This is a genomic window from Variovorax sp. P1_G12 (assembly GCF_056405555.1).
Genome location: NZ_JBFUBW010000042.1, coordinates 1 through 12,381, shown reverse-complemented (window position 1 = coordinate 12,381; position 12,381 = coordinate 1). Strand labels below are relative to the sequence as shown.

Here is a 12,381-nt window from a genome sequence, read left to right as displayed (position 1 = left end):
CCGATTTCTTGGAAAAATTGTATGCTTTTTTCGGGTCGTCTTTTCTACACTGGACAGCAACTCAACGCTTCCTTGCTGGCCCATGCCTCACGCGCTTCAACCGTCCACCCTTCTGGCCCACAGGGCCCGCCGGCCCTCCTTGCACTACGGCATGGTCAATACGCCGGTCTATCGGGGCTCGACCATCGTCTCTTCGACCTTGCAGGAATGGGAGAGCCGCAAGACTCCGGAGAACGCCTACGCTTCCTACGGCCGCTTCGGCACGCCGACCACGGCGGCGCTCGAAGAACTGGTCGCGCACGCGGAAGGAGGCTACCGCTCCATCGTGCTGCCGTCGGGGCTGGCTGCGTGCACCCACGCCATCCTGGCGCTGGTGCGCACCGGCGACCACGTGCTGGTGTGCGACAGTGTCTACGGGCCCACGCGCGCCTTTGCCGAGAAGGTGCTGAGCCGCTTCGGCGTCACCGCCGAGTTCTACGATCCCCTGATCGGTGCGGGCATCGCCGACCTGCTGCGCCCCAGCACGCGAGTCGTGTTTGTCGAGGCGCCCGGTTCTGGCACCTTCGAGATGCAGGACATACCCGCCATCGCTGCCCAGGCGCACAAGGTCGGGGCCTATGTGGTCATGGACAACACCTGGGCCACGCCGCTGTTCTTCAAGCCCTTCGCGCATGGCGTGGACGTGTCCGTGCAGGCCGGCACCAAGTACATGGTGGGCCATTCGGATGCGATCCTGGGTGTGGCCACTGCGAACGAGCGCGCCTGGCCCCTGCTGCAAAGGGGGGTGCAGGACTTCGGCCAGACCATCGGGCCGGATGACATCTTCCTGGCGCTGCGCGGCTTTCGCACCTTGGCCCTGCGCATGCAGCAACACGGGGCCACGGGCCTGCGGCTGGCACAGTTTCTGGCCCAGCATCCGCTGGTGGAGCAGGTCATGCACCCGGCCTTGCCGAGCGACCCGGGCCATGCCTTGTGGAAGCGCGATTTCACCGGCGCCAGCGGCCTGTTCTCCATTGCGCTGCGTCCCATGGATCGCACTGCCCTGGCTGCCTTCTTCGACGCTTTGCAGCTGTTCGGTATCGGTCTGTCGTGGGGGGGCTATGAAAGCCTGGCGCTTCCGATGGATCGTCCCCGCCGGAATGCCCGTCCCTGGCATTTGCAGGGGCCACTGGTCCGCATCCATGCCGGGCTCGAAGACGTTGACGACTTGACCGCCGACTTGACCCAGGCTCTGGCGGCTGCGACGGCAACGATCTCCACCCAGCCGGCTGCCGTGGTGCACCTTGAGCCGGCCTGCTGAGTATGGTGCGCGTCCTGCATGTGCATATGCATGTGCATGGCGGCCCGTCGCTGCCTGGCTTGCCGCCTCGGGTTGAGGGCATCACGCGAAGCATTGCTTCGCTGGCAAGCGATGGTGCCCGGGGCCGGAATCGAACCGGCACGCCTTGCGGCGGGGGATTTTGAGTCCCCTGCGTCTACCAATTTCACCACCCGGGCACGGGAGGAAGGAAGCCCAAAATTATGGCACAGTGGGCCCATGCAATATCCGACGATTGAAGACGCGATTGGGAAGACGCCACTGGTCGCGCTGCAGCGCATCGATGCGGCAGCCAACGCGCAGCGCGGCAATGTGATCCTTGGCAAGCTCGAAGGCAACAATCCCGCCGGTTCGGTCAAGGACCGGCCCGCCCTGTCGATGATCAAGCGCGCCGAGGAGCGCGGCGAGATCAAGCCCGGCGACACCCTGATCGAAGCGACCTCCGGCAACACCGGCATCGCCCTCGCGATGGCCGCGGCCATCAAGGGCTACCGCATGGTGCTGATCATGCCGGAGGACCTGTCGGTCGAGCGGGCCCAGACCATGAAGGCCTTCGGCGCCGAATTGATGCTGACCCCGAAGAGCGGCGGCATGGAGTACGCGCGCGACCTGGCCGAGCAGATGGTGCAGCAGGGCAAGGGGCGGGTGCTCGACCAGTTCGCCAATCCGGACAATCCACGCATCCACTACGAGACCACCGGCCCCGAGATCTGGACCGACACGGGCGGACGCATCACCCACTTCGTGAGCGCGATGGGCACCACCGGCACCATCACCGGCGTCTCGCAGTTCCTGAAGGAAAAGAATCCGGCGGTGCGCATCGTCGGTGCGCAGCCCGACGAAGGTTCGCGCATCCCGGGCATCCGCAAGTGGCCGCAGGAATACCTGCCCAAGATCTACGACCCGAGCCGGGTCGACCAGGTGGTCAACGTGAGCCAGGACAACGCCGAGGAGATGTGCCGCCGGCTGGCCCGCGAGGAGGGCATCTTCGGCGGCATCTCGGCCGCCGGCGCGCTGTGGGTGGCCCTCGAGATCGCCAGGACGGTCGAGAACGCGACCATCGTCTTCGTCGTGTGCGACCGTGGCGACCGCTACCTGTCGACCGGCGTCTTTCCGGCTTGATATGAATCACCCCCGCAGCGCCTGCGGCGCCGCCCCCTCGAGGGGGCGATACCGGCGGCCCGGCGAAGCCGGTTCCCCGGTATCCCTGGTTTTGGGCGTGCCGGTTTCGGGGGGCTGCGCGCCGCGCGATTGTGTGATGGAAACCTGAGAGGAAACATGCCCGAACCCAAGTTCTGTCCCGACTGCGCCACGCCGCTGGCCCACATCGAACTCGCCGAGGATGGAGGCCCGAAGTCGCGCCTGCGTTGTCCGGCATGCGGCTGGACGCACTGGAACAACCCGACGCCGGTGCTGGCCGCCATCATCGAGTACCGCGGGCAGGTGCTGCTGGCACGCAATGCGGCCTGGCCGCACAAGATGTATGCGCTGATCACCGGTTTCATGGAGGCCGGCGAGACGCCGCAAGAGGGCATCGCGCGCGAGATCAAGGAAGAGACCAACCTCGACGCGAGCGAGCTGAATCTGGTCGGGGCCTATGACTTCAAGCGCATGAACCAGGTCATCATCGCCTATCACGCGGTCGCCGATGGCGAGGTCCGGCTCTCGCCCGAGCTGGTGGACTATCGTCTCTACGACCTGCCCGCGCTCAGATGCTGGCCCGCAGGTACCGGCTACGCGCTCGCCGACTGGCTGCGTACGCGGGGGCATGAGCCCGAATTCATCGAGTGGCCGAGGCCAGCCTCCTAAAATCGTCGCAGTTTCAAGGAACGGCCATGCACATCCACAAAGAGCTCGACACCCGCGGCCTCAATTGCCCCTTGCCCATCCTGAAGGCCAAGAAGTCGCTCAACGAAATGCAAAGCGGCGAGTTGCTGCAGGTGGTGTCCACGGATCCGGGCTCGGTGCGCGATTTCCAGGCGTTCGCCCGCCAGACGGGCAACGACCTGGTCGACCAGCAGACGGTCGGCAGCGATTTCATCCACGTGCTGCGCCGCCGCTGAAGCGCAGTCGCCATGAAGCCGGGATTTCGCATCGCCGTCGTGGCGGTTGCGTTGGTGGGACTGGCCGCCGCGTGGGCCTTGATGGAGTGGAGCGATGGTGTGGCTTTGAACGTCGACAGCACCGCTGCATCTGCTGGCGCCGTCCCCCTCGCGGTCCTCGGCGATTCCAACAGCCACGCCTACCAGGATCGCGTTGGCTTTCCTGCCTCTTCCCCCGAGCGAGGCGGTGAGTTGCGCCCGAGCACATTCCAGTGGACCGAGGTGCTGGGGCGCTTGCGCATGCAGGAGCTGGACCAGGGGCCATGGGGTGTCTGGGGGCGGCATTCCACGGTGGCGAAGTTGCGCGAATGGCTGGGCCTGGAGCGTGGCCGGTGGCCGAGGAAGGAAGACTATCTCTACAACTTCGCGTACTCAGGCTCAGTCTGCGCCGATCTTCTGACCGGCCGCCAGCGACAGGCCAGGCGCCTGGTCGAGTTGATGGATCAGGAGCCGGAGCGCTGGAGGCACGGCGTGGTGGTGGTCCGGATGGGGCTCGGCGACTGGATAGGGCAGCTCGATCTCCAGGCGCGCGATCCGGCGGCGCCCGAGGTGCGTGCAACGGCGGCCTACTGTGCCGAGGAGATCGGTCGGACCGTGGCGCTGATTCATGCGTCGCATCCGTTGACGCGCATCCTGCTGGTCGGGCTCGTGAATGAGGCCGACGATCCAGCCTATGCCGACCGATTCCAGTCGGCGGCCGAAAGCGCGAACATCAACGCTGCGCTCGACGGGTTCAACGCGGCGGTCCGCCGCCTGGCGGCCGACGCGCCGGAGGTCGCATATTTCGACGACCTCGAATGGTTCAAGGCGAACTGGGGTGCGCGCGACGACTCAGGAAAACCCGACTACAAGACGGTGGTGATCGGGCCAAGTCTGCGCGTGACCAACACGTCGGGGAATGAAGCGCACCATGCCATGCTCGCGGACGCCCACGCAGGCATCGTGTCGAATACCCTGTGGGCGCAGGCCCTGGTCGCACGTCTGAACGAGGCGTTCGACCTGAAACTGACCCCGATCAGCGACGCGGAGGTCGTCCGCTTCCTGGAGCCGTTGACCAGTCCGCCTAAAGCGCCAGGCTCTTGAGGTAGTCGCGGAACGCTCCGCCCACTTCGGGGTGCGCCAGGGCCAGTTCGACCGTCGCCTGCAGGAATCCTTCCTTGCTGCCGCAGTCGTAGCGCGTGCCCTTGTAGGCATAGGCGTACACCGATTCCTTCTTGAGCAGCGCGGCGATGCCGTCGGTCAGCTGGATCTCGCCGCCCGCGCCCTTCGGCTGGTTGCGAATCTCGGCGAACACGCCCGGCGTGAGGATGTAGCGGCCGGCAACGCCCAGGCGCGAAGGCGCGTCCTCGGGCTTCGGCTTCTCGACCATGCGACTGATCTTGACCAGGCCGTTGTCGATCGTCTCGCCGGCGACGACGCCGTAGCGCCTGACGTGTTCCAGGGGCACTTCCTGCACGGCCAGCAGGGAGCCGCCCAGTTGGCCGAAGACCCGCGTCATTTGCGCCAGCACCGGCTCGCCGTCGGCCGGGCCGACCATCAGGTCATCGGCCAGCAGCACCGCGAAGGGTTCGTTGCCCACCAGGTGCTCGGCGCATAGCACGGCGTGGCCCAGGCCCAGCATGCGCGGCTGGCGCACATAGGAGCAGGTCATGTCGTCGGGCATCACCGAGCGTGCGATGTTGAGCAATTCCGTCTTGCCGCTGGCCTCGAGCTGCGATTCGAGCTCGTAGGCGGTGTCGTAGTGATCCTCGATCGCACGCTTGTTGCGCCCGGTGACGAAGATCATGTCGCGGATGCCCGCGGCATAGGCTTCTTCGACCGCGTACTGGATCAGGGGCTTGTCCACCACGGGCAGCATTTCTTTGGGCTGCGCCTTGGTGGCCGGCAGGAATCGGGTGCCAAAGCCTGCTACGGGAAACACGGCCTTGCGAATGCGCGTCGAGGTGTGGGACATGGGCTTTCGTCAGATCAGGGGGAAGAAAGGGGATGGCCGGCGCCGCGAGGCGCCGACCCGAATACTAAAGGCCGTTGCAGCCACCCGTCTGTCAGCCGAGGCGCACAAGCTGGTCGCGCAGCCGATCGAGCGTGGCACTGAAGTCCGCGAGCCGTTTGCGCTCCTGCTCGATCACAGCGGGAGGCGCCTTGGCGACGAAGGCCTCGTTGCCGAGTTTGGCATTCACCTTGACGATTTCGCCCTCGATGCGCGCAAGCTCCTTGCCGATCCGGATCTTTTCCGCGGCCTTGTCGATTTCCATGTGCAGGCAGATGCGCACGTCGCCGACCACTGCCACCGGTGCTGCCTCGGCCGCGGCCGACCAGGCCGCCGCGTCGTCGAACACCTTCACTTCCTTGAGCTTGGCCAAGGCCTGGAGCACGGGCGCCGCGTCGCGCAGGAAGGCGCCGCTCGCGGCGTCGTCCGCGACCGCGTAGAGCGGCATGCGGGTGGCGGGCGAGACGTTCATTTCGCCGCGCAGCGTGCGGCAGGCGTCGACCAGCGACTTGAGCCGGGCCACGTGGGCCTCGGCCGCCTCGTCGATCTTCTCGGGCTGGCTCTTCGGGTAGGCGGCGATCATCACCGACTCGCCCTCGCGGCCGGCGACCGGCGCCACCTTCTGCCAGAGTTCCTCGGTGATGAAGGGGATCACCGGGTGCGCCAGGCGCAGCAGGGTCTCCAGCGTGCGGATCAGCGTGCGGCGCGTGGCGCGCTTGTGCGCGTCGTCGCCCTGCTGGATCTGGACCTTGGCGATCTCCAGGTACCAGTCGCAGAACTCGTCCCAGGCGAACTGGTAGATCGCATTGGCGACGTTGTCGAGCCGGTACTCCTCGAAGCCCTTGGTCACCTCGGCCTCGACGCGCTGCAGCTTCGAGCTGATCCAGCGATCGGCCTGGCTGAACTTCAGGTAGCCGTGCGCCGGGCCGCCGACCGCGCATTCTTCCTTGGTGTGCTCCCTCAAGCCGCAGTCCTGGCCTTCGCAGTTCATCAGCACGAAGCGGGTGGCATTCCAGAGCTTGTTGCAGAAGTTGCGGTAGCCCTCGCAGCGCTTGGCGTCGAAGTTGATGCTGCGGCCCAGCGATGCCAGCGAGGCGAAGGTGAAGCGCAGCGCGTCGGCGCCGAAGGCCGGGATGCCGTCCGGGAATTCCTTCTGCGTGTTCTTGCGCACGGCCGGCGCCGTCTCGGGCTTGCGCAGGCCCTGCGTGCGCTTGTCGAGCAGTTCGGGCAGCGCGATGCCGTCGATCAGGTCGACCGGGTCGAGCACATTGCCTTCCGACTTGCTCATCTTCTTGCCGTGCGAATCGCGCACCAGGCCGTGGATGTAGACGTGCTTGAACGGCACGCGGCCGGTGAAGTGCTTGGTCATCATGATCATCCGGGCGACCCAGAAGAAGATGATGTCGTAGCCGGTGACCAGCACGCTCGAGGGCAGGTAGAGATCGAGGTCCTGCGTCTTCTCGGGCCAGCCCAGCGACGAGAAGGGGATCAGGGCCGACGAATACCAGGTGTCGAGCACGTCCTCGTCGCGCACCAGCGTCTTGCCGGGCGCCTGGGCCTGCGCTTCCTCTTCGCTGCGCGCCACGTAGACCTTGCCGTCGGCGTCGTACCAGGCCGGGATCTGGTGACCCCACCAGAGCTGGCGCGAGATGGTCCAGTCCTGGATGTTCTCCATCCAGTGGTTGTAGGTGTTGACCCAGTTCTCGGGCACGAAGCTCACCTCGTCCGAGCGCACCGCGTCGATCGCCTTCTGGGCGATCGACTGGCCGCTGGCATCGGGCTTGGTCATGGCGACGAACCACTGGTCGGTCAGCATCGGCTCGACCACGGCGCCGGTGCGGGCGCAGCGCGGCACCATCAGCTTGTGCTTCTTGGTTTCGACCAGGAGGCCCAGCGCTCCAAGATCGGCCACCACCGCCTTGCGCGCCACGAAGCGATCGAGCCCGCGGTACTTCTCGGGCGCGTTGTCGTTGATCGTGGCGTCCAGCGTCAGTACGCCGATGCGCGGCAGGTCGTGGCGCAGGCCCACGGCATAGTCGTTCGGGTCGTGCGCCGGCGTCACCTTGACCACGCCGGTGCCGAACTCGCGGTCGACGTAGTCGTCGGCAATCACCGGGATCAGCCGGTCGACCAGCGGCAGCTTCACGTGCTGGCCGATCAGGTGCTTGTAGCGCTCGTCCTCGGGGTGGACCATGACGGCGGTGTCGCCCAGCATGGTCTCGGGCCGCGTGGTCGCGACCGTGAGCGTGCCCGAGCCGTCTTCCAGCGGATAGGCGATGTGCCAGAGGAAGCCGTCCTCCTCCTCGTTCTCGACTTCGAGGTCGCTGACCGCAGTCTTGAGCACCGGGTCCCAGTTCACGAGCCGCTTGCCGCGGTAGATCAGCCCTTCCTCATACAGTTGCACGAAGGTCTGGGTCACGACCTTGGACAGGTTCTCGTCCATCGTGAAGTACTCGCGGCTCCAGTCCACCGTGTCGCCCATGCGGCGCATCTGGTTGGTGATGGTGTTGCCCGACTGCTGCTTCCATTCCCAGACCCGGGCCACGAAGTTCTTGCGTCCCAGGTCGTGGCGGCTGATCTTCTGCTCCTGCAGCTGGCGCTCGACGACGATCTGGGTCGCGATGCCTGCGTGGTCGGTGCCCGGCACCCACAGCGTGTTGTCGCCCGCCATGCGGTGATAGCGCGCCAGGCTGTCCATGATGGTCTGGTTGAACGCATGGCCCATGTGCAGCGTGCCGGTGACGTTCGGCGGCGGCAGCTGGATCGCGAACGAGGCGGCGCCTTCCTTGGCTTTCTGCGTGCCGCGGAAACCGGCGGCCGCATAGCCGCGCCGCTCCCATTCGGGCCCCCAGTGCGCCTCGATGGCAACGGGTTCGAAGGATTTGGAAAGGCTCTCGAGGCCGGGTTGGGGCAGGGTGTCGCTCATGGCGTTGCAAAGACGAGCGGCATCCCGCAGGATGCCGCTCGTGGGGGTGAAGGTGGGGGGATTTTATTCGACTGCGCGCGCGCTGTGCGCTCGCCGCGGACCTTTGCCCGGGCGGCCGATAATTCGGCGATGCTGTTCCTGCTTTCCCCCGCCAAATCGCTCGACTACGAGACACCGGTGCCCGATGCGGTGCCCGCCACGCAAGCCCGATTCGAAGGGCCGAGGAGTCCCGCGGCCGAACTCATCGGGATCCTGCGCGAGAAATCGCCGCAACAGATCGCCGAGCTCATGCACCTGTCGGACAAACTGTCGGCGCTCAACGTCGCACGTTACGCGGCGTGGGCCTCCAAGGGCAGCGCGAAGAATGCGAAGCAGGCTGCGCTGGCCTTCGACGGCGACGTCTACGGCGGCCTCGATGCCAGGTCCCTCAGCGAGAAACAGCTCGCCTGGGCGCAGGAGCACATCTGCATTCTGAGCGGGCTCTACGGCGTGCTGCGCCCGCTCGACCTGCTGCAGCCCTACCGGCTCGAGATGGGAACGCAGCTCGCCAACCGCCAGGGCAAGGACCTTTACGCGTTCTGGGGCCCGCGCATTGCGCCGCATCTCAACGAACGGCTGGCGGCCGACCGCACGCCGGTGGTCATCAACCTGGCTTCCCAGGAATACTTCAAGTCGGTCGACAAGGACGTTCTCAAGGCCCGCGTGGTCGAATGCGTGTTCGAGGAGTGGAAGGCAGGCAGCGGCGCCAAGGGCGATCCGGGACGCTACAAGATCATCAGCTTCTTCGCCAAGCGGGCCCGTGGCCTGATGGCGCGCTGGGCCGTGCTGCACAAGGCGGCCACGCCCGGAGCGCTGGAAAAATTCGACCTCGAGGGCTATGGCTTCGACGCCGTCGCTTCGAAGCCGGATCGGATGGTGTTCCGGAGGAAATCCCCATGAAATCGGGCCAGGCGGTCAGCCCCGAATTGCTCGAGTGGGTCGCGGCCCAGCTCGCGGCCGGTCATTCGGTGCTGAGCTTGCGCGCCTCGATGCGGGCTGCGGGATGGCACGACGACGCAGCCGATGTCGCCCTGCAGGGCATCGAGATGCAAGTCGCGGGGGGCGGCGCAGTCGAGCCTCCGCCCACCCGCATGCCCGGCCCCGACCTGTCGGTCTCTCCGCTCTATGTCGACGCCGGCGATCGCCGCGTCCAGGTGCTCCAGACGATGCGGCTGCCCCGGGTGATCGTCTTCGGCGACCTGCTTTCCGACGATGAATGCGAGAGCCTGATCGCCGCGGCGCGCCAGCGCCTCGCGCGGTCGCTCACGGTCGAGACGCAGACCGGCGGTGAAGCCCTCAATGTCGATCGAACCAGCGACGGCATGTTCTTCGAACGGGGCGAGAACGCGATCGTCGCGCGGCTCGAGCTGCGCATCGCGGCGCTGCTGCGATGGCCGGTCGAATTCGGCGAGGGGTTGCAGATCCTGCGCTATTCGCCGGGTGCCCAGTACCGCCCGCACTATGACTATTTCGACCCGGGCGAGCCCGGCACGCCGACCATCCTGCGGCGCGGCGGCCAGCGCGTGGCCACGCTCGTGATGTATTTGCACGAGCCCGAGCAGGGTGGCGCCACCACCTTCCCCGACGTCGGTCTCGAGGTCGCGCCCAAACGTGGCACCGGCGTCTTCTTCAGCTACGACCGGCCGGACCCGGCCACCCGCACCCTGCACGGCGGCGCGCCTGTGCTCTGCGGCGAGAAGTGGGTCGCGACCAAGTGGCTGCGCGAACGCGAATTCATCTGACACTCGAGCCATGAAGATCACAGCCAACGGCATCCAGATCGAAGTCGAAGACAGCGGCGGAGAAGGTCGGCCGGTGGCGCTGCTCGTCATGGGGCTCGGCATGCAGCTGATTGGCTGGCCCGACGAGTTCGTGCAGGCGCTGGTCGACGCCGGCTACCGGGTCGTGCGCCACGACAACCGCGACATTGGCCTGAGCCAGGGCTTTGACGAGGCGGGCGCCGGCAACCTGCTCTGGCAGAGCGTGCGCCGGCGCATCGGCTTGCCGGTGCGTTCGGCGTACAGCCTGCAGGACATGGCCAATGACTCGCTCGGCGTGCTCGACGCGCTCGGCATCGCGCGCGCCCACGTGATCGGCGCGTCGATGGGCGGCATGATCGCCCAGCGGCTGGCAGCCAGCGCGCCGCAGCGCACCGCCAGCCTGGTGAGCATCATGAGCTCGAGCGGCGCCCGCAAGTTGCCGGGCCCGCGCCCCGACGTCGCCGCGGCCTTGGTGCGGCGACCGCCGAGCCGCACCGAGGCGGCGCTGGTGGCGCACAGCCTCGGCATGGTGCGCCTGATCCAGAGCCCCGCCTATCCGCAGGACGACCAGGTCGTGGCCGAACGGATCCGGCGCGCCCTGCACCGCGCCTACCGACCGGCCGGCGTGGTGAGGCAGATGCTCGCGATCGTCGCCGACCGCGGTCGTGCCGAGCTGCTGCCGCGCATCGCCAGTCCGGCACTGGTGCTGCATGGCGAAGCCGATCCGCTGGTGCCGATCGCCTGTGGCCGGGACTCGGCGCAACGCATTCCGGGCGCGCGCTTCGTCGCGGTTCCTGGCATGGGCCACGACCTGCCGCCACCGGTGAACGAGATCCTCATGCAGCACATCCTCCCTTTTCTTGAGAACGCAAAGAGCCGCCCATGAGCCTAGACAACACCCCGGAGCAGTCGCAATTGGGCCGCGTGTCGGCCTATGTCGACCAGTACGACGCCAGCCTGCTGTTCCCGATCGCGCGCGCCACGCAGCGCGAAGCCATGGGGATCGCGAGCGACAAACTGCCCTTCTTCGGCGCCGATCTCTGGACCGCGTTTGAATTGAGCTGGCTCAATGCGCGCGGCAAGCCGCAACTGGCGATCGCCCACTTCACGATTCCCTGCGAGACGCCCAACATCATCGAGAGCAAGTCCTTCAAGCTCTATCTGAACAGCTTCAACAGCACCGTATTCGCGGATGCGCAGGCGGTCCGGGAGCGCTTGCGCACCGACCTGGGCGAGGCCGTATGGCGCGGCAGCGATCGCTCGGCCGGTATCGGCGTGAAGCTGCTGGCACCCGATGCCTTCGACCAGGAGCCTGTGCATGAGCTCGACGGCCTCGATCTGGACCGCCTCGACATCGAATGCGCGCAGTACCAGCCGGCGCCCGAGCTGCTGACCAGCGACCTGACGCAGCCGCCCGTGACCGAGACGCTCACCAGCCGGCTGCTCAAGAGCAATTGCCTGGTGACCGGCCAGCCCGACTGGGGGAGCGTGCAGATCCGCTACAACGGCCCCCCGATCGACCAGGCGGGCCTGCTCGCATATATAGTGAGCTTCCGCAACCACAACGAATTCCACGAGCCCTGCGCGGAGCGCATCTTCACGGACATCTGGCGGCGCTGCCAGCCGACCCAGCTGGCGGTCTATGCGCGCTACACGCGGCGCGGTGGGCTGGACATCAACCCCTTCCGCACCAGCTGGCCCCAGGCATTGCCAGCCAACATACGGACGGCCCGGCAGTAGCAAGCTCCCTCAGGAAGTCCTGCAAAAAAGTTGGAGGAGCTCAGGGAAAGCCCTGAAAGCCGTGCCATAATCGACGGCTCTGCTGAGGTGACTCGGTGGTTGTGGCTCCTGCGGGAGACGCGGTCATCGAGACAGGCGGCAGATAAAAAAAGCCGAAGACGGTTGACGAAGTTAGAAAAAACGAGTCATAATCGAAGGCTCCGCTGAACGAAGGCGATGCGGCATTCCTCCTGAGGGGTGTTGCGGAAGTCGAAGGGAGGCGGGAAGAAAAAAGACCTTCGGGTTTGACGAAGTTGAAAAAACTGTGTCATAATCGAAGGCTCCGCAGAAAACGCAGACTGCAGCGGCTTCCAAGTGAAGTGGTTGTAGAAAACGAAAGAAAGCGAAAAAAGTTTGCCGGTTCTTAAAAAACCGTGTCATAATCGAAGGCTCCGCTGATCGCAGCGAAGCAAGCAAAACAAGAGATTGTTTTGACGGATCGTTAAAAATATACAGCCGATAAGAAG

General features: G+C 66.0%; 12 protein-coding genes and 1 tRNA gene. 9 read left to right on the top strand and 4 right to left on the bottom strand.

The features are described from left to right. The first annotated feature begins 82 nt into the window (after window positions 1–82). Window positions 83–1,300, top strand: coding sequence for a cystathionine beta-lyase (gene metC, locus AC1D2O_RS32645; protein ID WP_478093882.1), 1,218 nt, complete (start codon window positions 83–85; stop codon window positions 1,298–1,300). A gap of 112 nt (window positions 1,301–1,412) precedes the next feature. Here metC and AC1D2O_RS32640 read toward each other — a convergent pair. Further along, a tRNA-Leu gene (locus AC1D2O_RS32640) sits at window positions 1,413–1,497 on the bottom strand. A gap of 40 nt (window positions 1,498–1,537) precedes the next feature. On the opposite strand from AC1D2O_RS32640, the gene cysM reads away from it, so the two are divergent. The 4 genes from cysM to AC1D2O_RS32620 all read left to right on the top strand — a co-directional run bounded on the left by cysM (window position 1,538) and on the right by AC1D2O_RS32620 (window position 4,503). After that, complete coding sequence (gene cysM / locus AC1D2O_RS32635; protein ID WP_478093876.1) at window positions 1,538–2,440, top strand: cysteine synthase CysM; 903 nt, start codon at window positions 1,538–1,540, stop codon at window positions 2,438–2,440. 156 nt (window positions 2,441–2,596) lie between these two features. After that, window positions 2,597–3,127, top strand: a complete 531-nt coding sequence (locus AC1D2O_RS32630) for an NUDIX domain-containing protein (RefSeq protein WP_442285750.1) — start codon at window positions 2,597–2,599, stop codon at window positions 3,125–3,127. A gap of 26 nt (window positions 3,128–3,153) precedes the next feature. Further along, window positions 3,154–3,381 (top strand): sulfurtransferase TusA family protein, encoded by a 228-nt coding sequence (locus AC1D2O_RS32625; RefSeq protein WP_478093878.1) that lies wholly within the window; start codon window positions 3,154–3,156, stop codon window positions 3,379–3,381. Window positions 3,382–3,393: 12 nt separating this feature from the next. Next, window positions 3,394–4,503, top strand: a complete 1,110-nt coding sequence (locus tag AC1D2O_RS32620) for an SGNH/GDSL hydrolase family protein (RefSeq protein WP_478158544.1) — start codon at window positions 3,394–3,396, stop codon at window positions 4,501–4,503. Here the strand turns inward: AC1D2O_RS32620 and galU are convergent. Beyond that, the gene (gene galU / locus AC1D2O_RS32615; protein WP_478091689.1) at window positions 4,484–5,374 is read right to left on the bottom strand and encodes a UTP--glucose-1-phosphate uridylyltransferase GalU; all 891 of its coding nucleotides are present in this window, start codon (window positions 5,372–5,374) and stop codon (window positions 4,484–4,486) included. The genes AC1D2O_RS32620 and galU overlap by 20 nt on opposite strands. A 91-nt stretch (window positions 5,375–5,465) precedes the next feature. Continuing rightward, window positions 5,466–8,336, bottom strand: coding sequence for a valine--tRNA ligase (locus AC1D2O_RS32610; RefSeq protein ID WP_478091690.1), 2,871 nt, complete (start codon window positions 8,334–8,336; stop codon window positions 5,466–5,468). Window positions 8,337–8,465: 129 nt separating this feature from the next. Here AC1D2O_RS32610 and yaaA point away from each other — a divergent pair, with 129 nt between their 5' ends. From yaaA to queF, 4 genes are read left to right on the top strand one after another with little or no spacing between them, the layout of a single operon-like run. Next, entirely contained in the window at window positions 8,466–9,275 is an 810-nt protein-coding gene (gene yaaA, locus AC1D2O_RS32605; RefSeq protein ID WP_478091691.1) for a peroxide stress protein YaaA, read from the top strand. After that, entirely contained in the window at window positions 9,272–10,117 is an 846-nt protein-coding gene (locus AC1D2O_RS32600) for a 2OG-Fe(II) oxygenase (RefSeq protein ID WP_478158543.1), read from the top strand. The genes yaaA and AC1D2O_RS32600 overlap by 4 nt, the downstream gene beginning before the upstream one ends. 10 nt (window positions 10,118–10,127) lie before the next feature. Then, a complete protein-coding gene (locus tag AC1D2O_RS32595) occupies window positions 10,128–11,021 on the top strand; it encodes an alpha/beta fold hydrolase (protein ID WP_478091693.1) in 894 nt (297 codons plus the stop codon). Next, window positions 11,018–11,875, top strand: a complete 858-nt coding sequence (queF, locus tag AC1D2O_RS32590) for an NADPH-dependent 7-cyano-7-deazaguanine reductase QueF (protein WP_478158542.1) — start codon at window positions 11,018–11,020, stop codon at window positions 11,873–11,875. Before AC1D2O_RS32595 ends, queF begins: the two co-directional genes overlap by 4 nt. 171 nt (window positions 11,876–12,046) lie before the next feature. Here the strand turns inward: queF and AC1D2O_RS32585 are convergent. Further along, on the bottom strand, window positions 12,047–12,381 hold a 335-nt coding region (locus tag AC1D2O_RS32585), incomplete at its 5' end, for a hypothetical protein (RefSeq protein WP_478158541.1).